We start from the raw sequence: 24519 nt of genomic DNA, 5'->3' as shown, positions 1-24519 counted from the left end.
GATTTAAGAAACCATTAGCCAGCAAAGGATTAAAAGAGTATATCATAATTTTCTTCCGTAGTTACGAAAGTGCGTTTCCTGTGGGAGCGCACTTTTTTACTGTTTTGGAAGACATTTTTTACAAAAATAATGGCGTTGACTATTGAATATTTGGGACCTTAAAAGAACTGATTCCTGATATATTATCATTTCAAAAAAACCCAAACTTCGACTCCGCCATTTTTTATTCTTTGAAAGCTAACATTTTGATACTAAATTTGCACCTCATTTAGCAAACATTAGTTTGCTATTTTATTAATACTTTACTCTATCATAATACTATACTAGATAGACTTTGAAGGACGCGTCAGAATCATTGCCCTCATCAGAAGTTAAGGATCCGGATCATTGGGAATCCTTGCAGGTCGCATACATATCAAGTGGTGATCCTGAGGAGGATCGCCGTTTGGCCACTATTGCGAGAGAACAGGGAAAAGTAGTTTTTTTACCAAATCTGCCGGAAGAATCAGATTCCCGTTTCAATACCGGAGCGCAGAAGGTTGATCTGCAAAACACATCCTCTGACTTAACTAAAAATAATACAAAACCACCATTTTCCTGGGATCGGATCCAAGACAAGATCTGGGCCGCAACTTTGCGTAAAAGAAGCCGGACGGAAATTGGTATGAATCTGTTCGCAGCCATCGCTCTGATGATTGTCGGACATTTGATTTTTACTTACATCACCTACGACCGACTTTCTGTTCTTTGGGATGAACTGGAATTGAACGAAAGCTTTTTCTATTACATTCTTGGTGGTTTCATCGCGCAAATGATTGACGGCGCATTGGGTATGGCTTATGGCGTAACGTCTGCTACTTTTCTGCTTACGTTGGGCGTTCCGCCTTCGGCTGTAAGCGCCAGCGTTCACGCATCGGAGATTTTCACAAGTGGCGTGTCGGGTTATATGCACCTAAAATTTGGAAACGTTAACAGCAAGTTATTCAAGAAGATATTGATTCCGGGTGTGATTGGCGCTATTGCCGGTGCTTATCTATTAACATCACTTGAAAAATATATTTACATCATCAAGCCGTTAGTGGCAGTATATACCCTGGTTCTGGGAATTCTTATCATCCAGAAAGCGTTAAAGAAACGGATTGAAAAGCGACCAATCAGACAAATCGGATGGCTGGCTTTTGCCGGAGGATCACTGGATTCCATTGGCGGCGGTGGCTGGGGGCCTATTGTAACGTCAACTTTAATTGCCAGAGGCCGTCACCCAAAATATACGATCGGATCTGTAAATCTGGCAGAGTTTTTCGTGTCACTGGCGAGTTCAGTAACCTTTATAACACTGATTGGATTTTCACATTGGCAGGTCGTTTTAGGATTGATTTTAGGTGGAATGGTGGCAGCGCCTATCGCAGCAAATCTATCTCGAAAATTGCCAATAAAAACTATGATGATCATGGTTGGAACAATCGTCATCATCGTCAGTTTGAGAATAATTTATATGGTTCTTTTTTAGCTGTTGGCAATTAGCTTTTAGCCATTAGCTTTGAACCCGGAAAATTAGAATCGAAAAAGAAAAAAAGACTTACGTCTCATAAAGTTAGAAATATTAATTACCGGCTAAACGCTAATAGCCAACAGCTACACCAGTGACCTATGAAAAAGCAGACCAGAGCAATACGTACCCAGACGAAGAAAACACAATATCGTGAACATTCAACGCCTTTGTTTTTGACTAGCAGCTTCACTTTTGAAAGTGCTGAACAAGGAAAAGCGTTGTTTGAAGAAACGGAAGAAGGCAATATTTATAGCCGCTTTTCTAACCCTTCTGTTCAGGAATTTATAGACAAAGTTTGTGTTCTTGAAGATTGTGAAGATGGCGTGGCGACTGCTACGGGTATGGCTGCGGTGTTTGCAAGTATGGCTGCCTTACTGAAAAGTGGTGATCACATACTGGCAAGCCGTGCTTTGTTTGGCTCTGCGCATCAGATTATTACACAAATAATCAGCAAATGGGGTATTACCTATACGTATCTGGACGCTGACGCAAGTGAAGCGGATTGGGAAGCGGCGGTAACACCAAATACGCGCATGGTGTACCTAGAAACGCCTTCAAATCCAGGCCTGGATCTTGTAGACCTTGAAATGATTGGCAGACTTTGTAAAAAACATAATCTGATATATAACGTCGATAACTGTTTCGCATCTCCTGCACTGCAAAATCCGGTGGATTTCGGAGCGGATCTGGTTGTACATTCTGCGACAAAATATATGGATGGACAAGGTCGCGTTTTGGGCGGAATTGTAGTTGGAAAAGAAGAATATATCAAACATATACGCTTTTTCTGCCGCCACACCGGACCATCAATGGCACCGTTTAATGCATGGGTATTAAGCAAGAGCCTTGAAACGCTGGAATTGAGAATGGAAAAACATTGCTCCAACGCTTTGACTTTGGCCACTGCTCTGGAAAAACACCCGGATGTAAAATTGGTTAAGTATCCGTTTTTAGCTTCTCACCCACAGCACGAACTTGCAAAAGCGCAAATGAAAGCAGGCGGAGCTATTGTTACCATTGAATTGGAAGGTGGATTTGAACGTGTTTCTGCTTTTATGGATGCGTTGGAAATTGCTTCTCTTTCTTCAAATCTCGGTGATACGAGAACAATTGTTACCAATCCGTTCACAACAACGCATGCGAAACTGAAAGCAGAAGAAAAACTGGCATTAGGCATCTCAGAAGGCTTAATCCGTATTTCTGTCGGCCTGGAAGATATCGAAGACCTGATCGAGGATTTCACAAATGCAGTGGAAGTATCGGTCAAAAGTGATATATTAGAGTAAAAATCAATAGATTAAATTGGTCATACAATGAAAACACTAACCATCAATTTACCGGAAGATTTCGAGAAGGAGAAGGTATTGCTTTCTATTGCAGGCCAACTTTATCAGCAAGGAGCCTTGTCCGCAAAGCAGGCGACTGATTTGGCGGGTGTTACGATGAACGAATTAGTTTATAGTACGCTTTCGGATGATGATCCTTTGAAATCTATGATCAGCAATCCGGAAGATAAAAAATTGTCATTTGAAGATCGGATTGAAAAACTGAAAAAAAAACAGGGGTATAACGGTTTAAATAAAGAAAGGCTTGAAGCTCTGAGAGATGCAATTAATATTCAGGAGCCCCTTGAAGTTCTTCTTTCGCAATTGACAAAATGAGATATGTCCTGGACACTAATGTCATCCTGGCATATTTAAGAAAACATTCAATCTGGGATTTAATTGAATTTCAGCTTGGAATATTTGAAACAGATTCGGATGTATTTATTCCAGCGTTCGTAATAGGAGAATTAAGATCGCTTGCTGTTCAAAATAAATGGGGATTTAACAAGAGGCGAGAGCTGGAAATATTCGTAAAAGAATTTACAATAATCGATTTTATAACGGAGGAAATCATAAATTCTTACGCAGAAATAGACGCTTTCAGCCAGGGAAGACTTGAAGAAAAACCACTTAAGAGTTCTTCAAAAAATATGGGCAAGAATGATTTATGGATTGCAGCGACGGCCAGTGTTTTGAATGCAACATTGATAACAACAGATAAAGATTTTCAACATCTGCACACGCACTTTTTGGAAGTTGCATATTTTGATTTAAATAAAAGTTAGGTAACAGAGAGAGAAAAGATTGAATATCAAGGGCAAACATAGGTATTATATTGAATTTTAATAAGATTTGATTAATAGATGTAAACAATTACTTAAATGAAAACACTAACCATCAATTTGCCAGAAGCAGTCGAATCAGAAGAATTTGAATTGAAGATGCTTCTCGCCGGTCAGCTTTATGAACGAGGAAAAGTCACCCTTGGTCAGGCCGCTGATATTGTCGGAATTAGTAAAGTTACGTTTATCGAAATTATGGGACGGTTTGGATTTTCCTTATTTGGGGATTCAATTGATGATCTTAAAGCAGACATAAGTAATGCATAAGAATCTGGTTATTGCTGATGCCAGTTGTTTAATTCTTTTAAATAAAATTGATGAATTAAATATTTTGAAAGACAATTATCGGAAGGTTTTTATAACTCCGGAGATTGCAACTGAATTTAATCTAGCGGTACCGGATTGGATAGAAATAATTGCTGTCAGGAATAAAACGTTACAAGCGTTATTTGAAAATTCATTGGATTTAGGCGAATCAACTGCATTATCTCTTGCTTTCGAAATTCCTGATTCTACTATTATTCTTGACGATTTAAAAGCCAGGAAAGTTACTCGAAATCTGGGATTGCAGATTACAGGAACAATTGGGGTAATTGTAAATGCCAAATTAAGAGGAACTATCCCATCAGCTAAATATATACTTGAAAAAATTCTAAAAACTGATTTCAGAATTAATGCTAACATCATTGAGGAAGCAATCAGAATAGCAGGCGAAACACCATGAACACAAACATAGACGCATTAACCGCCGCCCTTGAAGGCAAAAGCGAAATTGAATCGCTGACAATTCTGGCAGATCTTTTTCCGGGTCAGGTCGTATTTTCTACCAGCCTGGGTTATGAAGATCAGGTTATTACAGATTTTATTTTAAAAAACAATCTGAATATCAGCATTTTCACTCTGGATACGGGTAGAATGTTTAATGAAACGTACATGACGCTTCAAAAAACAAACAACCGGTATGATACTAAAATAAAAGCATACTATCCTCAAACGGATTCTGCGGAAGCTTTACTAAGTACAAAAGGCCCTTTGAGTTTTTATGATTCTGTTGAAAACCGTAAAGAATGCTGCTTCATCCGTAAAGTTGAACCTTTGAACAGAGCTTTGAAAGGAGCAAAAATCTGGGTAACTGGTATCCGGGCAGAACAGTCGGGAAATCGTCAGTCTATGCACAAGCTCGAAGCGGACGAAGCGCATGACCTGATCAAATTCCACCCGATTCTGGATTGGAGTTTTGAGGAAGTAAAAACCTATGTAAAATCCAATGGTATTCCATACAATCCTTTGCACGACAAAGGTTTTGTAAGTATCGGTTGCGCACCTTGTACACGTGCCATTCAGGAAGGCGAAGATTTCCGCGCCGGACGTTGGTGGTGGGAAGATGAGTCGAAGAAAGAATGTGGTTTGCACGCGAAGTAATAAAAGCATCCCAATGCTACGTAAATAAAGAAGAAGTATTAAATGTCTAATGAAGTAAGTATGTCAATTTCAGTAAAAGAGGCGTCGGATCTTAGCAACCAGGGAAATATTGACCGTAGAAAACCGGACTACCTGGATCAGCTAGAGGCAGAGGCGATTTACATTATGCGTGAAGTGGCTGGTCAGTTTGAACGTCCGGCGTTACTATTTTCAGGAGGAAAAGATTCTATAACCCTGGTTCGTCTTGCTCAAAAAGCATTTGCTCCGGGTAAAATCCCATTTCCGCTAGTTCATATTGATACGGGCCATAACTTCGTGGAAGCTACGGATTACCGTGATATGCTTGCTGAAAAAACAGGTTCTAAACTAATCGTTCGTTATGTGGAAGATACCATCAAAGCGAAAAATCTGAAAGAACCGACGGGTAAAAACGCGAGCCGTAACTGGTTGCAGACTTTCACTTTACTAGACACGATTGAAGAATTCGGGTTTGACGCCTGCATTGGTGGTGCCCGTCGTGATGAAGAAAAAGCGCGTGCAAAAGAACGTATTTTTTCATTCCGTGACGAATTCGGACAATGGGATCCAAAACGTCAGAGACCTGAACTTTGGAATCTATTTAACGGACGTATTCATAAAGGCGAAAACGTACGTGTTTTCCCGATTTCCAACTGGACTGAATTGGACGTTTGGGCATATCTTCAAAGAGAAGGCATTACGCTTCCAAGCATTTATTTCGCACACGAACGTGAGTGCATCCTGCGCGACGGACGTTTGTTATACAATACGCCGGTAATCGAAAAAGATCCGGAAGATCAGATTGTAACCAGACAAGTTCGTTTCCGTACCGTTGGCGATATGACTTGTACAGCTGCCGTAGAATCAAGCGCAGCAACATTGGAAGAAGTAATTGCAGAAATCACAGTTTCCAGAATCAGCGAACGCGGCGAAACCCGCATCGACGATCAGCAAACAGAAGCTGCAATGGAAGATCGTAAAAAAGGAGGATATTTCTAAACAATGAGAAACTGACAGAAAGCTCGTGATGAGCCCATTCAATCACTCTCTCATTCACAAATTCGAAATTAAAACAAGGTGGATTTACTAAGATTTATAACAGCAGGTTCCGTAGATGACGGTAAAAGTACGTTGATCGGGCGTTTGCTTTTTGATACAAAAAATATATTGGCAGATCAGATGGAAGCCATTGAACGTGCTAGTAAAAGCCGTAATGATGGTGAAATTGATCTTGCTCTTCTAACAGACGGACTACGTTCGGAACGTGAACAAGGGATTACAATTGACGTCGCTTACAAATATTTCCAGACGCCGAACCGTAAATTTATTTCGATCGATGCGCCGGGACATATTCAGTATACCCGTAACATGGTTACTGGTGCCTCAAATGCTGATCTGGCAATTATTCTTGTTGATGCGCGTCACGGTGTTGCCGAACAAACCCGCCGTCACTCGCTGATAGCTTCCATGTTGGGAATTCCTCACGTGGTTGTGGCGATTAACAAAATGGATTTGGTTGGAAATTCCGAGGATGCGTTTTTGGAAATTGCAAAAACATACCAGGATCTTGCTCAGAAACTGAACATTAAAGATCTGACAATCATCCCGGTTAGCGCGCTGAACGGCGATAATATCGTTGACAGATCTAAAAACATGCCTTGGTATACTGGCGAAACTTTGTTGTCAGTTCTTGAAACCGTTAATGTTTTAAAAGATAAAAACACAACAGACGGACGTTTCTCGGTTCAGTATGTAATCCGCCCTCAGACTGAGGAATTGCATGATTACCGTGGTTATGCAGGTCGTTTACAGAGCGGCTCGTTGAGAAAAGGCGAAGCTGTTAAAATATTACCTTCCGGAACTGAATCGAAAATTGCGAGAATCGAATTCGGTGGACAGGAAATTATCGAAGCAGGTGTTTTTGAATCGGTTACCATTCTTCTGGAAGACGATGTGGATATCAGTCGTGGCGATATGATCGTTTCAGTTGACAATTCACCAATCGTGAGTCAGGATATTGAAGCATTGGTTTGCTGGATGGACGACCGCAAAACATTGAAAGCCGGCGACAAATATCTTCTTCAGCACGGAACTGCAAGAACAAAATGTTCTGTTAGAAGTATAGAATATCAGATTGATATCAACTCCTATGAAAAACTGGATGAGGTTGAAAGTTTGAAATTAAACGATGTCGCAAGAATTATTTTAAGAACAGCGCAACCGATCGCTTACGACCCATATCAGCAAAACAGAGCAAATGGCGCCGCTATTCTGATTGATGAAACGTCGAACGTGACCGTTGGCGCTTGTATGGTTGAATAAAAGGCGTGGTGTAGCCGCACCTTTTTTCCCGATATAAAGTTAATATACTATTCCGATAGGTTATAAGAATACATCACCATGAATAATTTAGTAATTTCAGACAAAGTATCATCCGTAGCAAAACGTGATATTGTTGATTTACAAAACAAGATCAACGCATTTAACACGGGTGAAACGCCGGAAGAAGCTTTTCGTAAGTTTCGTCTGACGCGCGGTGTCTACGGTCAGCGCCAGCCAGGCGTGCAGATGATCCGTATAAAACTGCCTTATGGACGTATCACGGCGGATCAGCTAGTTCGTATCGCAGATACTTCTGACAAATTTGCCACTGGAAATTTGCATGCCACAACGCGTCAGGATATTCAGCTGCACTTTGTAAAACTTTCAGATTCTCCACAATTATGGGCCGATCTGGAAGATGCAGGAATTACTTTAAAAGAAGCGTGTGGTAATACAATCCGTAACGTAACGGCTTCGTCGGTGGCAGGTATTGACCCGGACGAACCTTTTGATGTTACACCAATAACACATTCGATTTTTACTTATTTCCTTCGTAATCCTATCAATCAGGATATGGGACGGAAATTCAAAATAGCAGTTTCTTCTTCTGAAAAAGATTCTGCATTAGCATTTATCCACGATGTTGGCCTTATCGCCAAAATGGGAACAAACGAAGCAGGGGAAGAAGTTAAAGGTTTCAAAGTTTTGATTGGTGGAGGTTTAGGCGCGCAGCCGTTCTCGGCACAAACTGCCTTTGAATTCCTTGAAGAAAAAGACGTTATTCCTTTCATTGAAGCTTTGCTTCGTGTATTCGATCGTTACGGAGAACGTGTTCGTCGCCATAAAGCGCGCATGAAGTTCCTTTTGAACGATCTTGGATTGGAAGGAATGATGGCAAAAGTGGAAGAAGAACGTACCGCGGTTAAAAATAAGATATTCCAGATTCCGGATGATTTGTTTGGTACCAACGAAGCAGAATCAATCAACCACGCTCCTCGCCCATCTTTGAGCGAAGAAGAAATTTTGAAAATTGCCTCTGAAAATATTTCAGACATTCCAGAATTCACCAAATGGTTAAAAACCAACACTTTTGAACAAAAACAAAAAGGTTGGTATGCTGTTCAGTTACGTGTTTTGCTGGGTGATATGAGCTCGGACACAGCGCGTTCATTGGCGAATATAGTTCGTCAATATGCAGCTGATGATATTCGTGTAACGGTTAACCAGGGATATATTCTTCGATTTATTAAAGGTGAAGACCTTGTAGCGATATACAACGAACTTTCGAAATTGGGATTAGTTAATCCTGGTTTTGACAGTACGATGGACATTACAACTTGCCCGGGAACAGATACTTGTAATCTTGCTATCACGAGCAGTTACGGAATTACCCGTGTTTTGGAGGATGTCATGAAGGATGAATTTCCTGAAATGATTTACAACCAGGATATTAAGATTAAAATTAGCGGCTGTATGAACGGCTGCGGCCAGCATAATGCTTCCAACATTGGTTTCCACGGAAGTTCTATTAAAAACGGGAAACTGGTTTTGCCAGCTTTGCAGGTTTTGTTAGGCGGTGGTTTTTCTGGTGACGGCATTGGTTTGATTGGCGATAAGGTGATTAAAGTTCCAGCGAAACGCGGACCGGAAGCACTTCGTACAATCTTCAATGATTACGAATCAAACGCGTACGACGGAGAATATTTTAATCAATATTACACACGTCAGACAAAAAATTACTTCTTCCAGTTATTGAAACCAATCGCAGATCTTTCTACAATTCAGGAAGACGATTACCGCGACTGGGATCATGATGAAATGTTCAAAACTGAAATTGGTGTTGGTGAATGCGCCAGTGTATTGGTGGATTTAGTAGCAACTACGATTACAGAGGGACAGGAAAAATTAAACCTTGCCAAAGAAAACTTCGAATCGAAAATCTGGGCTGATGCGATTTATCATGCTTATAACGTTTTGATCACAGGTGCAAAAGGATTATTGATGACCAAAGATGTGAGTACAAATACTCAGTACGGCATCATCAACGATTTTGAAAGTAACTTCGGAAAAGAATTTAAATACAATATTCCGGCAGAATACGTTCTTCCGGATTCAGAAGAAACTCCTTTCCGTTCTCTTGCTTTCAGTATCAACAAATTCGAACCAACTGAAGAGTTTGCAACATACTTTGTAAATACGGCAGAAGACTTTTTGAACTTCGTGCGTAATACACGCGGAGCTCAACTTATGGAAACAGGCGAGCCAGTTTTGCAGGAGTTGTCGTTTGGAAAAGATTCGTAAATTTTGGCTGTCGGCTTTCGGCAGTCGGCTATCAGTTGTTAGCCAACATTAAGTTTAATGCAAGAAGTCAATTTTTCTAATTTGACTTCTTGCATCAACAACTAGCCTTCTCTCAAACCCCAACTTTCCTACAATTCAGGAATTCGCATAAACTAACCCACTGACAGCTGATCGCCGAAAGCCGACAGCCATTTCCTTATGAAACTCACATTAATCGGTGCCGGTCCCGGCGATCCTGACTTGATCACTTTGAAAGGAATTAAAGCATTACAAACTGCAAAAGTTGTACTTTATGATGCGCTTGTGCATCCTTCAATCCTTGATCATTGTCCGGAAGATTGTTTGAAAATTCATGTTGGAAAACGTTTTGGAAAAGTAAGCTGCGGACAGGATGAAATTAACAAACTGATTGTTGCCTCTGCCAGTGAATATGGAGAAGTTATCCGTTTGAAAGGCGGTGATTCTTTTATTTTCGGTCGTGGTTATGAGGAAATTGAATATGCTGCGCAACACGGTATTGAATCGGAAGTGATTCCAGGTATTTCCAGTACTTATGCGGTTCCGGCTTTGGCTGGAATTCCGTTGACTTCCCGCGGTGTTAGTGAAAGTTTCTGGGTTGTGACCGGCACAACCAAATCTCATGAATTATCCGCAGATCTTCCCTGGGCAGCACGCTCCTCGGCTACGGTTGTGATTTTAATGGGCACGCACAAATTGGAAGAAATTATTACGATCTATGCCGATCTTGATAAATTTGATGAGCCGATTGCCATTATTCAAAACGGCTCATTACCGGAACAAAAAATCGTTCTAGGCACCATTGGAAACATTTTATCTCTTGCCAAAAAAGCTGAAATAAAATCTCCGGCCGTGATTGTCATCGGAAAAGTTGCCGCGCTTCCGGGGTTGACATTCCAGAAAATTGAAGAGCTGGTCAACAAACAGATTTCATAATTAATCTGTTCTCCGGATTTCTTTAAAGGATAAAGAAATAAACAATTCCCGCCAATACAAGATAGCTTACAAACAGCCATTTCTTCTTGTACTCATACGCTTCGCGGTGATGAAAATAATCAAATACCATCGAAGCAGAGAATCCTACCACCATTAAAACAACTGAAAAAACACCACAATCCAGGCGGTAGTGTTTATAAGCATGCAGTGCAGGTGCGCCAAGTGCCAGATACATCAGCCACATACCGAATCCCATTCGGTAAAGGTATACGCTCAGGCGCCGATCATTTTTTATGTCAAATAAGCTTTCTAACACAGATACGCTTTTGATTCGTCTAGTGAAGCTAGCTAATTTTAAAAACAAATGCTAATTTTTAATACACATACGTTATATGTAATATTGCAAAAAATTATATATGAATAAACTAGTTGCAAAAATTTCAATTTTCTTTCTGAATTCCATCGCTGGTCTTTCCTGGAAAAATACATTCCGGGTATCCACTGCGCTTAGCTGGCTAATTTTTGATGTGATAGGTTATCGCAAAAAAGTAATTGCTGAAAATCTTAAAAACAGCTTTCCTGATAAACCAGCCAAGGAACTTGAAGTTATTGCACAAAACTTTTATATCCATTTCACCGACCTGATCCTTGAAACTTTAAAGTTTCGCACTGCGTCTCCGGAAGTGATAAGAGAAAGGCTTCAGGGTGATCTGACCATTGTTAACGATTTGTATAAACAAAATAAAAGTGCCATATTCCTTATGGGCCATCGTGGTAACTGGGAACTTGCCAATTTGTTTTCTTCCCTGGAATTTTCACATGAGTGTATTGTGGTTTACAGGCCGTTGCAAAACAAGATTTTTGACAAATGGTTTCTGGATTACCGCACAAGATTCGGGGCGAAACTGGTACCGATGGACAAGATTTTCAAAGAGCTCTTAACACCTCGCGAAAAACCTTTTGTAGTTGTTCTTGCAAACGATCAGTCTGCAAATCCGAAGACAGCTTTTTGGACAAAATTCCTTAATCAGGATACCGGAATTTTCCGTGGTGTTGAGGCAATTGCAAGAAAACTGAATCTTCCGGTACTATACGCAGAATTCAGCAAAATCGAGAACAAAAGAGGTTATTATCATGTTGACATTACAACGATAACCGAGAAGCCGAAGGAAGTCCCTATCAACGGGATTCTGGAAAAGCAGATTCAGATTTTGGAACAGGATATCAGACTTCAGCCACACAATTGGTTGTGGAGCCACAGACGCTGGAAACATTGTAAACCCGAATGTCTGAAGCCTGAACAATTACTAGATTTAGTACCCCGGCAATAGTTCCGGGCCATTTCCATATCTCCTTCTAAAAATGACTAGTGCGGTTATTCAAACCAGAACAGTCATTTTAAGCAAGTCTTGTATGGAAAATTTCCTTACCCGCATCATCATTAAACTCCTGGAAGGCGTTTCCAGATTTTCCTGGAAATCCATTTATCGTATTTCCGACATCCTGCGATTTTTCATTTTTGATGTATTTCATTATCGTCAAAAAGTGATATTAACCAATCTGCGAAACAGTTTCCCACAGGAAAACGAAAGCACGATCCGCGCAATCGCCAAAAAATATTATCAGAACTTTACCGATATTATTTTTGAAACGATCAAATTAAGAAGCATTTCCAAGATTGATTTGCTAAGTCGCTTTGAAGCCGATTCGGATATTCTGGATTACTATTATGCGCAGAAAAAGAACCTGATCGTTGTGGCCGGACATCTCGGAAATTGGGAAATGCTAAACCTTTTTGGCTCGGTCCGTTTTCGTTATCAAATGGTTGTCGTATACCATCAGCTTGCCAACGAGACATTTGACAACTGGTTTAAAGATGTCCGTACGCAGTTTGGTACAGAAATGGTGCCTATGGAAGAAGCTTTTCAGCGTGCATTAAGTCCTCGTGAAAAACCGTTTCTCTTCATCCTGATCAATGACCAGTCGCCGGCACCGGAACGTGCTTACTGGACAACTTTTCTGAATCAGGACACAGGCGTTTTTCGTGGCGTTGAGCTAATCGCCAGAAAACTTAATGCGCCAGTCTTGTATATGGGTGTTTTAAGGAATAATTTTAAGCGGGGATTTTACAAATTCTATTTCCGGCTTATCACAGAAACCCCGAAACAAGAGCCGACGAATTATATTCTTCAAAAACAAATTTCGTTTTTAGAAGAAGATATCATAAGGCAACCGGACAACTGGCTGTGGAGCCACAAACGTTGGAAACACAAACGGCCGCAAGTATTGCACCGGGATCAAACATTGGAAGTAAAAGATAAATCGTGAATAAACCTGTCAAGTTTTTAATCCTCCGCTTTTCCTCGATCGGCGATATTGTTCTGACTACTCCCGTTATACGTTGTCTGAAACAGCAATATCCGGATGCTGAAATCCATTACTTCACCAAAAGTAAATTCGGTTTTTTGCTGAAAGATAATCCTAACGTGGATAAAATCTGGCTGCTTGATGGGAGTCTGAATAAAATGATCAAGGAATTGCGTGCTGAAAACTTTGATTATATCATCGATCTGCATACCAATTTACGAACACTGCATATCAAACTGGCACTTTTCAAGCGATCGTTTTCTTTTAAAAAATTAAATGCGCAGAAGTGGCTGCAAACCCAGTTCAAGATTAATTACCTGCCCGATATCCATATCGTGGACAGGTATCTGGATACGGTTTTACCCTTGGGCGTCAAAAATGATGACCATGGTCTGGATTATTTTATTCCATATAAAGACAAAGTAGAAAGAGACTGGATTCCTGAAACGCACCAGAAAGATTTTGTCGCTTATGCTATCGGAGGACAGCATACAACTAAAAAACTTCCCGTTCACAAAATGATCGAACTTTGCAGGAAAATCAATTTTCCGATCATCCTGTTGGGGGGAAAAGAAGATTTCGAAGCAGGAGAAGAAATCCGAAAGGCAATTGGCGACAGATTGATTTTTAACGGATGTGGAAAGTATAATTTCAATCAATCCGCATCGCTGATAGAACAGTCATTCATCGTCTTTTCGCACGATACCGGATTGATGCATGTAGCCTCAGCTTTCAAAAAGAAGGTATATTCGATTTGGGGAAATACGGTTCCGGCTTTTGGCATGTATCCTTATAAAACGGCTTTTGAAGTAATAGAAAATAATGATCTCGATTGCCGTCCCTGCTCTAAGATCGGTTATAAAGAATGTCCAAAAAAACATTTCAACTGCATGAACAAGCTCTCCTTCGATTTTGATATCAAAGAACTTCCATTCAGTAAATAATGTTTTTAAATCCGATTACTCAATCAATATAAAAAACCGGAATGAACAAAAAAGTAAATATCGGAATAGTTCAGATGAGCTGTTCTGCGGATGTAGAAGATAATTTCGAAAAAGCTAAATCAAAAATAAGAGAAGCGGCTGCAAAAGGAGCACAAATTGTTTGTTTGCAGGAGCTTTTTAAATCATTATATTTTTGCGACGTTGAAGACCACAAAAACTTTGAACTGGCAGAAGCGATACCTGGTCCTTCCACGGAATCATTAAGCAGTCTTGCCAAAGAATTGGGTGTCGTAATCATTGCTTCGTTATTTGAAAAACGTGCACACGGTTTATATCATAACACCACAGCAGTTCTTGACGCGGACGGCTCATATTTAGGAAAATACCGTAAAATGCATATTCCGGATGATCCGGGATACTATGAGAAATTTTATTTTACCCCCGGTGATGCGTCGCAGGAAGAATCTGATACGCATGGTTACCTGACTTTCAGTACAAAATTCGCAAAGATCGGTGTTTTGATATGCTGGGATCAGTGGTATCCGGAAGCAGCCAGAATTACCAGTTTAATGGGTGCAGAAATATTATTTTATCCAACAGCGATTGGCTGGGATACCAACGAAACCGACCCTGTCATTAATGATGAACAATACGGAGCCTGGCAAACCATTCAGCGCGGACATGCTGTGGCCAATGGTATATATGTTGTTTCGGTTAACCGTGTAGGGCGTGAAGCAGACCAGCAATTCTGGGGTGGATCTTTTATAGCAAATCCACAAGGTCGCCTGCTCTATCTTGCGCCACACATAGAAGAAATTGTACATGTTGAAGAAATAGATCTGGCAAAATTAGATCATTACAGAACCACCTGGCCCTTCCTTCGGGATAGAAGAGTGGATTCTTACAAGCCTATTTTAAGTCGCTACATAGACTGAAATCGTAACATAGAAATATAACTTTTCCAATAAAGCCAGAAACCTCATAAATCATGAGTGTTCTGGCTTTATTGCATTCTACCGATTCAATTTCTAAAAAATAAAATTCACAATATACGTAACCAATTGTTAATCAATAATATATAGACTCAATAATTTATTCATCTCATTTCAAACTTCTTTACTCCATTATCAATATCCAGAATTACAAATGGAATTGTAAGTCTACATATTTTGTAGATTGCATTTAAGCTTGATTATTGAAATAAAATATAAATATAGTACTATAATATTTTCTCACTTTTCAATTCAACCAATTTTTATTGCAAAAAATAACAAGTATTAGATTTATTCTCTTGTATTTATCCACTTTGTCAGTATATTTGAAATGTCATTAAACGAATGACTGGACTTTCAAACTGCCAGATATATTCCAGCCGCACATGAATATATCCGAATGTAAGAAGTGGGAACATGATCGTCTTTGATCCTGTGCGAAAGCCAGACATTAAAGAAGTTCTGCTTTTTTACAATATAATTTTGTCAATTATTAACCTGACTACGTGGACAAACATTTTGTCAGCACCTGAATTTTTTACGTTTATTCTGTGTCTGAAGTTGCTGTTTGTCCTCGATTAAGAGGGTATTGCTTTCCGGAAAAGCAGTTTTGCAAGATTATGGCTGTTGGAAATGTCTATGTGAACGTGTGTGCGGCGCACAGAAACGTGGACACCACAGCCATAACTTTTAACTCTTGAACGGTAAAAATTTCCTGACAATACCAGATGCGTATAACTAAGATTTTAAAAAGCGTACCTCATATCACATTGCATAAGAACTTGCAGAATTAAATTTCTATAAACCTCTGTAACAGCAAAATAGGGAATTATAAAATGTTTAGTTAAATTTATCATATTAATCACTCCAATTACTATTACTTAACTTTTACAGGAAAATGAATCAGAAAATCGACCGTCGCAATTTATTGAAGTCAGGCTTAATGGCCATAGGAGGTATGACGCTAGCCCCTCATTTGAGTTTCGGCGGCGCATTCTCAGATATGCCGTTATCCCTTGACCCGGAAAACCGCATCTACCGCAGCCCAATGGTTCGTGAGCATTTCCTTGATAAGAAACCAGATCTTTCTAAAATGGTACGCCTTGGTGCTAACGAAAATCCATACGGACCACCAAAAACTGCTCAGAAAGCTGTTTGTGATTCAGTAGCGGGTGGAAACCGTTATGCATGGAAAGAAATGTCTGACCTTGTTGACAAAATTGCAAAAAAAGAAGGCGTTTCCACAGATTATATTATGATGGGACCTGGTTCTTCTGATCTTCTTGAAAAAGTGGCGTTGGTACTTTTCATGAATGGTGGAAATATCGTCTCTGCTGATCCGTGTTATATGTCATTGATTCAGGTTGCAAAATCTGTTGGTGCAACATGGAAAGCGGTTCCGGTTACAGCTGACCATTCTCATGACCTGAAAGCGATGGAAGCAGCTGTTGACAAGGATACGAAACTTGTTTACATATGCAACCCAAACAATCCTACCGGTGCTATTACATCTGGTAAGGATCTATTAGATTTCTGTTCACGTGTTTCTGAGAAAGTACCTATTTTCGTTGACGAGGCATACATAGAGCTGGCTGTTGGTGCTGATACGCAAAGTATGGTATCATTGCTTACAAAAAATAAAAATGTGATTGTTGCGCGTACGTTCTCGAAAATTATGGGAATGGCCGGTATCCGTGTAGGTTACATGGCTGCTCAACCAGCATTCATCAAACAAATTGAAAAAATTACCCGTGGTGGAATGGGGATTTCTTACACTTCTATTGCTGCCGCTTCTGCCGCTATGGATGATAATGAATTCCAGGGCATGACCCGCAAACTGAACCACGAGGCGAAGACATATTTATACGCGAACCTGGATAAAATGGGCTACAAATACATCCCGTCTTATACCAACTTCGTAATCTTCCCTGTAAACATGTCAGGTAAAGATCTGCTGTCCAAAATGGCTGCTAAAAATATTTCTATCCGTGCATTTGATATTCAGAACAAACCTTGGTGCCGTGTGAGTATCGGTACTATGGACGAAATGAAAACTTTCGTAAGCGCACTTGGTACAATCAGCTAATCAGCTGAAACCTGAACGATGGCTGGTTTTTCGGAACGTGTATCCAAACCGGATAAGAACCCGAAAAACCAGCCAATCTTTTTTTGATTTTTATTCATTTCACCGGACATTTTCTTGTCAGGTACATAGTCAATAAAAAAGTATTTATTATGAGTGATGCCTTACAAAAAACCATCACCTTACTTTTATTAATCGGCCTCGGACTTTTGCTCAGAGGAAAATTCAAAAGTAAGGATCAAACCAACGGTATTAAAGAAATCATTCTTTCTGTTGCTTTGCCATCAACGATCTTTATCTCCTTAATGAAAATTGACATTGATTCGTCAATGATCATCATCCCGCTGGTAACATTGGTCTTCAATTTCCTGATGTTCTTCTCGGCACCTCTTGCTTTTGCACTTTTTGGTATTGAAAAAAACAGTCCGACAGGCCGTACCCTGATGATGTTAATTCCTTCATTGGCTCCGGGATTATCCTGTTTCCCCTTCATTGCAGAGTTTCTTGGAGAAAAAAGTCTGGCGATTGCCGCACTTGCGGATGTGGGAAACAAGTTTTTTGTATTGATCTCCCTGTATATTCTGGCCATGAATATGTTCCTTAAAAACAGTCATGACACAGAAACAAAACTCGGCGGAAAACTTAAAAGCCTTTTTGGCAATATGCTTCAGGAGCCAATCAATGTCTTGATTATCCTGGCACTTATCCTGCTTGGTTTTGGAATTAATTACAAAACACTTCCATTTGTAATCACAGAAATTTTTGATAAAACGAGTGCCATGATGACGCCGTTGGTGTTATTATTCATAGGTTTGGCTGTTCAGTTGAAAGAAGGTAAAAAACGTATTGTAGCCAGTATTCTGCTTTTCAGAGCCGGAAGTACGATGCTTATCAGCGCAGGAATGATCTATGTTTTGAATCTGACAGATCAATCCATGATTTTACTTGCTATCGTTATTCCATTGAGTGCAGCAAGTTTCTGGCCGTTAGCGCATATATCTGCATTCAACCTGCGTGAAGATGCCATGGGACTTTCCAAAGAAAAAAGGACTTTTGACATGGAACTTGCAGTATTACTACTTGCATTCTCTTTGCCATTTTCAACAATTCTTATCCTGGGTATTTTGTCAACCGGTGCTTTATTCACACATTTATCAACACTGATCATTTCTGGTGTGGTGCTGATTGCTCTGGGAGGATTGCCAAATTTATTCAGTAAAGTTTTTGTCAGAGTATCAAAAGCCTGATCTACTTACATTTATGCGTAAAAGAATCATTATTCCGTTCCTTTCCCTTTTATCTTTTGCCTCCATTGCGCAGGCAGCAAATAATACTGAAAGCAAAAAAACGGAAGTGAGGGATGGGGCTTCGTCAAAAGAGAAAAAGCGTTATAAGTATTTTTGCGCGAATGCAAGTGTCACCATGGCAGATGGCACCTTAAAACCCATTCATGCTGTACAGGTAGGAGAAAAAGTCAGAACCTGCCATAAAGGGAAAAGTATTACAACAAAAGTGAAAGGCGTAGAGGTGTTTTACAATCCCGATGCTGCCCTTACAGCTGTTTACCTTCGCCCCGCACAGGAAAAAAAATCCAGGAATGATACCTGGCCACTAATTCCGGCACTTCTTCTGGAAGCAACACCGCACCATCTGGTACAGACCAACAAAGGAAACAAGGCGATGAAACAGCTTTCCAAAAATGATATTCTATATCATGTTGAACCTGAAACGGGGGAAGTTTCCAGCTGGAAAGTAGGTGTTGTACAAACAAATGCCAGAAAAGTGGACAAAGCTTATAACCTTACCACAGAAGAAGGCTCCTATTTAATCGAAAATGTAATCGTATCAGATAAGTAAAAGCTATTTTCTTTACCAACGTTTTGAAGAAAAAATCCAGAGCCTGTTTTAAAGCGGTGTCTTTGGATTTTTCATTTTCCAATCCCCCTTCTACCCTACTTTCTTTACTATGCCTGTCTTTTTTAAAAAACCTTTCCGACCTTTGCGTGGTCAAACGATATACTTCAATAATTTTTAGCATCCATACCGTGTCAGAATTTCACTCGTCGCCCACTCCGAAAGCATCAGGATTTACTTTTCCAGCCGAATGGCATCAACACCGCGCTACCTGGTTAACATTTCCACACAATGACGCTTCCTGGCAAGGCGACCGTCTTTCCAAAATGTATCCGCAATATCTGGCTTTCATCAAGGCGATAAGCCAGGGAGAAAATGTTGGAATTATAGCTAATGATGAAAATCTTAAACAATTCATAATAGCCGAACTGGATAAAATTCAGGTTGATTTATCAAAAATTGAATTCATTATAAAACCTACCAACGACGCCTGGTGCCGCGACCATGGACCTGCTTTTCTGATCAATCCGGAAACAAAAGAAAAAATGATCGTTGACTGGGGGCATAATGCGTGGGGAGGGAAATATCCGCCTTATGACGACGATAACCGTACGCCACTAGCCATTGCCGAATATTTAAATCTGCCGGCCGTAACGCCCGGAATCATCATGGAAGGCGGCTCGGTAGAATTTAACGGAGCCGGAAGTTTGCTGACCAGCAAATCCTGTTTATTAAATCAAAACCGAAATTCGCATCTTAATCAAGGTCAGATCGAAAAACTCCTTTCAGATTATTATGGAATCGATCAGGTTTTATGGGTTGAAGCCGGCATTGCAGGCGACGATACCGACGGACACATTGATGATACTACCCGTTTTATCAGAGAAGACACCGTAATTGCTGCCGTAGAAAACGATCCAAACGATGAAAATTATGAGATTCTTCAAACGAATCTTAAAATGATGAAGGAGATGCGTTTGTTGAATGGAAAGCAACTGAATATCATCGAAATACCTATGCCAAAAGCAGTTATCATCGACAACTTCCGGACACCGGGTTCTTATGTCAATTTCCTGATGTGTAATGCTGGCGTAATCGTCCCGGTTTTCAATAATCCAAACGACCAGATTGCGATTGACATTTTAGAAAAAGCAATGCCTGACCGGAAAATTATCCCGCTGGACGCTTCTGAAATAATCTGGGGACAAGGAAGTTTTCACTGTTTGAGCCAGCAAGAGCCAGCTGTATAAATATTTATAAATCAGAACACCCGTTTTTATTGATGTCAAAACATTTTTAAAAACGGGTATTCTGCTGATTAAGGCTGTTTCCGGCTAATACTTACTGATTCAATCACATATTTTCTGGTATCATAATTAGCTTCATCAAATCTAAAACTGATTTGAGGGTTTGCAGGATTTGCATAAGCCAAAGGGTTTTCCAGAAGCAGCGGATGATCTTTCACAATAATATTACCGACCGATTTAAATATTGTCAGATTGAATGATTTTTTATTCATATCGAGCGTAAAAACAATTGTATGAATGGTACCCAGCGGTATGTTACCTATCAATTCTGCTGGTGTTCCGGCCAGGCTCCTTTCCAGTTCAACATCTCCGTTGTTCCTGAAATACATCCTTGCAATTAAACCAGCCGATCCGTCCGCAATATCTATCATAAGATCACTGCCGGAACCCGATAGTGTTCCGATAAAAGAAAACCATAATGGCTTTGTAAAATTGGTAGAAATACCACGAAAGGAAAGGAACTGGTTGTGCGCAGTCAGTCCGGTTGCGGCAGCCTGAGAAAAAGTCAACGCCTTTTGTCCTGCGCTATTTGTTGATGTTGTTACTTTAAGCCGTGGAGTCAATACAGGCTCATATACAACTTCATCTCCTGCCGGAGCACCGGAAATATTCATGACCGGCAAACTGCCCACCACATCACTTTCAAAGGTTTCAGTCAAAACCGCAGTGGTTTTACAGGAAGTTATAGCACCGGCCAATAATAAAATGGCAAAAAGTTTGTAGTTTTTCATTTTTGATAAAAGTTTAAATTTTATCAAAAGTAACAAGGTGGCTTTCTGGTTTTAAGCGTAGAATTACGTAGATGAGTGAGCGGTAAGATTATACATTTTTAGGATTCAACCAGTCATCCGCTTTATCATAAATAAGCTGATAAAGACTCCGTCTGGTTACGACAAATTCAGCATGAAAGCTTAACCCTTTACTGAGTGAAACTGTATAACCATTTTTTAGCCTAACCTTTTTCTGTAATAATTCACATTTAACTTTGAATACCGGAAGATCATTGATTACAATAAAATCATGCGCTATATCCGTGACTTTACCTTTTACCATACCCCATTCATTGTAATTGAAAGCATCTATTCTAAATAAAACATGTTGTCCCTTTTTGATTAAACCTATGTTTTGGGGTGAAACATAACATTCGGCAATCAGTACCGAATCATCAGGTGAAATTGTACCCAGTGTTTCCCCCGCCTGAATAATACTGCCAATATATTTGCCGGAAATCTGCTGTATCGTTCCTGTAACCGGAGCTTTAATCGTAAAATTTTTGCTTTGCTCTTTCAACTGTTTTGCTTCTGACAATAGTTGCTGCAATGCCGTATGGTGGCTTGTTAAGTCAGACTGCCACTGTCCCATTTGCTGGCGAAAAGTTGATTCGTATTGAGCAACCAACTGGGTATGCTCAAACTCTTTTGCATCAAACTCCCGCATCGCAATTACCTTTTCCTTAAATAGCTTCCGGTCGGCATCGAGTTCCTTTTTTATCTTTTGCTGATGAAACAGGTTTTCCTGCATTTTAGATTGGAACGAGAAAAACTGTTGCGCGTAGAGCGATGTACCGAAGGAATGATCATCATATAGAGATGCTTTATTAAGGCGAACCAGCTTTTCAAGATCATCAACAAAAGAAGTTCTTTCAGCCTGTTGATCTGTATTTAATTGAGATTTCGCGGATAATTCCTGTGAGTTAATTTCATACAAAATCTCTCCTTTTTTTACCGACTGGTTTTCATTGACAAAGGCATTTTGTATGACACCATTTACAAGTGACCGAAGCTCTGTCTTTTCATTTTTCGTTCTTAAATTACCATTACTAGGTATGGAAATATCAATGTAAAGAAACGGAAGAGAAAATAAAGTCAATATAACTGCTAAAATCGTAATCGTATATATCCATTGGCTTTTAACTGCGACTCGCGGCAGATAACTTTCTAAACTGTTTTCAAGAACGTCCGCGGGGAAAAATTGCTGTTGCATGAAATCTGAAAATTAGACTGAATGATTTGAAGACTCTGTTAAAATTACGCCTTGCTGTTTCCACAACACCTGATATTGCCCGTTTTGCAGGAGCAATTCTTCATGCGTACCCTGTTCTATAACCTTACCTTTATGAACAACGATAATTTCATCCGCATCCCGGATTGTAGACAATCTATGAGCAATTAGCACAACGGTTCTTCCAAGCGCGCACAACGATCTGATCGTTTCCTGCACATACTGCTCCGAAATGGTATCCAGAGACGATGTAGCCTCATCAAAAATGATGATCTCCGGCTCACGGTACAAAGCCCTCAAAATAGCCAGTCTTTGCCTTTGGCCTCCCGACAGATTATTACCGTTTTCTGTCAGCTCCGTTGCATATCCATTGGGCAATTCTTCGATAAATTCATGAATACCAAGTTTTCTGGCATAGTACAGTATCTTTTTTACATCCGGTTCAAATTCACCCAACGCTACATTTTCCAGAACAGTTGCTCCGAATAAATGAATTTGCTGGGGAACTACACTAACCAATCTGCGCAAGCTCTCATTACTAAGATGTTGAATATCATAATCTCCAATTCTGACACGACCATTTTTAAGTGGATATAAATTTTGCAGCAAAGAAATAAGGGTAGATTTTCCTGAACCGCTTTCTCCAACAATGGCGGTAATTTTTCCTTTCTTTATCGTGAGATTTAAGTTTTCAAAAATAATTGCCCGGGTTCCATATCTGAAAGTAACATTTTCTAAATGGATATCATCAATCATATCCCTGGTAAGCTCAATTTTGTTTTCTGTCTTTTCCCTTTCAAGATCCATAATCTCAAACAATCGGTCGGCAGCAATCAATGCATCTTGTATCGTTCGGTTTGCACTGATCAATTTTCCCGCAGGCCCGGTAAAATATCCGATTAAAGCGTAAAAAGAAAAAAGCTCTCCGGCCGTCAATTCATTGCTAATCACAAAGGAAGTGCCCACCCAAAGTAAAACAATTGTAAAACCCTGGGATACGACGCCGCTTGCTGTACCGACAGACAAGGAGGCCATAAAAGAACTGGAAACAGTCCGGATCAACTTTATAAACCGTGTTTCTGTCTTATAATTGGCGTAACTTTCCATACCAAACCGCTTAATGGTAGCCGCTGCATTGAGCGATTCTACGAGCTGGGCTTCCAGTTCCGCGGAGTTTTCCATCAGTTCCCTTTGCAGACGTTTGTTCACCCGATTGGATAACCAATAAAACAATACATAAAACGGAATGATGGCCAACATAATCAGTGCCAGTTTCCAGTAATATGTAAACATGAGCATAAATGAAAACAGCACGATAAAGACATTAACAACCAGATCCAGGACCGTTTCATTAATAAAAGAGCGGATTTTAACAGCATCATTAACCCTGGAAATAATCTCTCCGACCCGCATGGTATCAAAGAATTGCTGCGGAAGTGTCAGCAAATGTTTGTAATAACCTAAAATAAGCTGAGCATCTATTTGCTGTCCGGTTTTGAAAACAAAAACGGTTTTTATGGTGCCTACAATTGTTTGCAGCAACAAAATGAACAGCATACCGACGCTCAGTAAACGCAGCAAATTCATATTACCAGAAGGCAAAACATGATCTGTTATTTTTTGGATATAAATGGAAGTAGATAACCCAAGCAAAGTTGCAACAGCCGCGCCTAATAAAGCCTGGATCATCACGCTTTTGTGCGGATTGACCAATGCCCAAAACCGGCGCAGAACAGAGATCCGCTGATCGCCCGTCTTAAATTCCTCTGAGGGCAAAAGTATCATCAATACACCCGTCCACAATTGTTTAAACTCCTCCATGGTTTTGGAATGGAACTTACCATCACCCGGATTCATGTAAGTAACTTTTTTGTCATTTACCTGATAAAGAACAACATAGTGATGTAAGCCTGCTTGTGAATTTTCAGATGTTAACTGTGAATTTTTCCTGATAATAACATGGGCTATTGCGGGTAACGGAATTTTTGGAAGACTTTCGACAGCACCTTTTACCCCTTTTGCCTGAAACCCCATTTTTTGAGCCGCCTCAATGAGACCAAGCATATTTGTGCCCTTTTGATCTGTACCTGCGAATTGGCGGATACGGGCAATGGGAAGATGTAATTTGTAGTGAGCAGCCACAGAAGCGAGGCTGGCTGCTCCGCAGTCTGTAATGTCATGCTGTTTGATGCGTGTACGTGTGGTCAAGATTAAGAATGATTGATTTTGTCAACC

General features: G+C 40.1%; 23 protein-coding genes. 19 read left to right on the top strand and 4 right to left on the bottom strand.

The genetic code is table 11. From position 1 onward, the window contains the following. Positions 1 to 445 precede the first annotated feature (445 nt). From LXL81_RS00355 to cobA, 11 genes are all read left to right on the top strand, one after another. Positions 446 to 1510: a sulfite exporter TauE/SafE family protein gene (locus tag LXL81_RS00355; RefSeq protein WP_409013856.1), complete on the top strand. Its 1065-nt coding sequence runs from the start codon at positions 446 to 448 to the stop codon at positions 1508 to 1510. Positions 1511 to 1650: 140 nt separating this feature from the next. Then, positions 1651 to 2838, top strand: coding sequence for a PLP-dependent aspartate aminotransferase family protein (locus LXL81_RS00350; protein ID WP_234644717.1), 1188 nt, complete (start codon positions 1651 to 1653; stop codon positions 2836 to 2838). A gap of 27 nt (positions 2839 to 2865) precedes the next feature. Further along, positions 2866 to 3213, top strand: a complete 348-nt coding sequence (locus LXL81_RS00345) for a UPF0175 family protein (RefSeq protein WP_234644716.1) — start codon at positions 2866 to 2868, stop codon at positions 3211 to 3213. Further along, positions 3210 to 3662 (top strand): type II toxin-antitoxin system VapC family toxin, encoded by a 453-nt coding sequence (locus LXL81_RS00340; RefSeq protein ID WP_234644715.1) that lies wholly within the window; start codon positions 3210 to 3212, stop codon positions 3660 to 3662. The genes LXL81_RS00345 and LXL81_RS00340 overlap by 4 nt, the downstream gene beginning before the upstream one ends. 96 nt (positions 3663 to 3758) lie before the next feature. Then, on the top strand, positions 3759 to 3986 hold the full coding sequence (locus LXL81_RS00335) for a UPF0175 family protein (protein ID WP_234644714.1): 228 nt from the start codon (positions 3759 to 3761) through the stop codon (positions 3984 to 3986). Beyond that, positions 3979 to 4443 (top strand): DUF3368 domain-containing protein, encoded by a 465-nt coding sequence (locus tag LXL81_RS00330; protein WP_234644713.1) that lies wholly within the window; start codon positions 3979 to 3981, stop codon positions 4441 to 4443. The genes LXL81_RS00335 and LXL81_RS00330 overlap by 8 nt, the downstream gene beginning before the upstream one ends. Beyond that, entirely contained in the window at positions 4440 to 5141 is a 702-nt protein-coding gene (locus LXL81_RS00325) for a phosphoadenylyl-sulfate reductase (RefSeq protein ID WP_234644712.1), read from the top strand. The genes LXL81_RS00330 and LXL81_RS00325 overlap by 4 nt, the downstream gene beginning before the upstream one ends. A 60-nt stretch (positions 5142 to 5201) precedes the next feature. Then, positions 5202 to 6158: a sulfate adenylyltransferase subunit CysD gene (gene cysD, locus LXL81_RS00320; RefSeq protein WP_234644711.1), complete on the top strand. Its 957-nt coding sequence runs from the start codon at positions 5202 to 5204 to the stop codon at positions 6156 to 6158. Positions 6159 to 6236: 78 nt separating this feature from the next. After that, positions 6237 to 7481, top strand: a complete 1245-nt coding sequence (locus LXL81_RS00315) for a sulfate adenylyltransferase subunit 1 (protein ID WP_234644710.1) — start codon at positions 6237 to 6239, stop codon at positions 7479 to 7481. A 78-nt stretch (positions 7482 to 7559) separates the two neighbouring features. Continuing rightward, on the top strand, positions 7560 to 9782 hold the full coding sequence (locus LXL81_RS00310) for a HEPN domain-containing protein (protein WP_234644709.1): 2223 nt from the start codon (positions 7560 to 7562) through the stop codon (positions 9780 to 9782). Positions 9783 to 9980: 198 nt separating this feature from the next. Beyond that, on the top strand, positions 9981 to 10736 hold the full coding sequence (gene cobA / locus LXL81_RS00305; RefSeq protein ID WP_234644708.1) for a uroporphyrinogen-III C-methyltransferase: 756 nt from the start codon (positions 9981 to 9983) through the stop codon (positions 10734 to 10736). A 22-nt stretch (positions 10737 to 10758) separates the two neighbouring features. On the opposite strand, the gene LXL81_RS00300 is transcribed toward cobA, so the two are convergent. Then, on the bottom strand, positions 10759 to 11052 hold the full coding sequence (locus tag LXL81_RS00300) for a hypothetical protein (RefSeq protein WP_234644707.1): 294 nt from the start codon (positions 11050 to 11052) through the stop codon (positions 10759 to 10761). A gap of 100 nt (positions 11053 to 11152) precedes the next feature. Between LXL81_RS00300 and LXL81_RS00295 the strand changes: the two genes are divergently transcribed. The 8 genes from LXL81_RS00295 (at position 11153) to LXL81_RS00260 (ending at position 20226) form a co-directional block, all read left to right on the top strand. Further along, complete coding sequence (locus LXL81_RS00295) at positions 11153 to 12067, top strand: lysophospholipid acyltransferase family protein (protein ID WP_234644706.1); 915 nt, start codon at positions 11153 to 11155, stop codon at positions 12065 to 12067. Between the two features lie 82 nt (positions 12068 to 12149). Then, positions 12150 to 13064 carry a lysophospholipid acyltransferase family protein gene (locus LXL81_RS00290; RefSeq protein WP_234644705.1) on the top strand — a complete coding sequence of 305 codons (915 nt, stop codon included), beginning with the start codon at positions 12150 to 12152 and terminating at the stop codon, positions 13062 to 13064. After that, entirely contained in the window at positions 13061 to 14047 is a 987-nt protein-coding gene (locus LXL81_RS00285) for a glycosyltransferase family 9 protein (protein WP_234644704.1), read from the top strand. The genes LXL81_RS00290 and LXL81_RS00285 overlap by 4 nt, the downstream gene beginning before the upstream one ends. Positions 14048 to 14088: 41 nt before the next feature. Next, the gene (locus LXL81_RS00280) at positions 14089 to 14982 is read left to right on the top strand and encodes a carbon-nitrogen hydrolase (RefSeq protein ID WP_234644703.1); all 894 of its coding nucleotides are present in this window, start codon (positions 14089 to 14091) and stop codon (positions 14980 to 14982) included. Between the two features lie 955 nt (positions 14983 to 15937). Next, the gene (locus LXL81_RS00275) at positions 15938 to 17125 is read left to right on the top strand and encodes a histidinol-phosphate transaminase (protein ID WP_234644702.1); all 1188 of its coding nucleotides are present in this window, start codon (positions 15938 to 15940) and stop codon (positions 17123 to 17125) included. 149 nt (positions 17126 to 17274) lie between these two features. Next, positions 17275 to 18369, top strand: coding sequence for a hypothetical protein (locus LXL81_RS00270; protein WP_234644701.1), 1095 nt, complete (start codon positions 17275 to 17277; stop codon positions 18367 to 18369). Between the two features lie 13 nt (positions 18370 to 18382). Further along, entirely contained in the window at positions 18383 to 18979 is a 597-nt protein-coding gene (locus LXL81_RS00265; RefSeq protein ID WP_234644700.1) for a hypothetical protein, read from the top strand. Positions 18980 to 19167: 188 nt separating this feature from the next. Further along, the gene (locus tag LXL81_RS00260; protein ID WP_234644699.1) at positions 19168 to 20226 is read left to right on the top strand and encodes an agmatine/peptidylarginine deiminase; all 1059 of its coding nucleotides are present in this window, start codon (positions 19168 to 19170) and stop codon (positions 20224 to 20226) included. Positions 20227 to 20294: 68 nt separating this feature from the next. Here LXL81_RS00260 and LXL81_RS00255 read toward each other — a convergent pair whose 3' ends face one another. The 3 genes from LXL81_RS00255 to LXL81_RS00245 all read right to left on the bottom strand — a co-directional run bounded on the left by LXL81_RS00255 (position 20295) and on the right by LXL81_RS00245 (position 24492). Then, positions 20295 to 21014, bottom strand: a complete 720-nt coding sequence (locus tag LXL81_RS00255; RefSeq protein ID WP_234644698.1) for a hypothetical protein — start codon at positions 21012 to 21014, stop codon at positions 20295 to 20297. A gap of 88 nt (positions 21015 to 21102) precedes the next feature. Next, positions 21103 to 22266 carry an HlyD family secretion protein gene (locus LXL81_RS00250; RefSeq protein ID WP_234644697.1) on the bottom strand — a complete coding sequence of 388 codons (1164 nt, stop codon included), beginning with the start codon at positions 22264 to 22266 and terminating at the stop codon, positions 21103 to 21105. A 12-nt stretch (positions 22267 to 22278) separates the two neighbouring features. Then, complete coding sequence (locus LXL81_RS00245) at positions 22279 to 24492, bottom strand: peptidase domain-containing ABC transporter (protein WP_234644696.1); 2214 nt, start codon at positions 24490 to 24492, stop codon at positions 22279 to 22281. Between the last annotated feature and the right edge of the window lie 27 nt (positions 24493 to 24519).

Source organism: Dyadobacter sp. CY356, from assembly GCF_021440195.1.
Lineage (GTDB): Bacteria > Bacteroidota > Bacteroidia > Cytophagales > Spirosomataceae > Dyadobacter.
The sequence above is the reverse complement of the archived record's forward strand: the minus strand, read 5'-3'. Positions and strand labels throughout refer to the sequence as shown.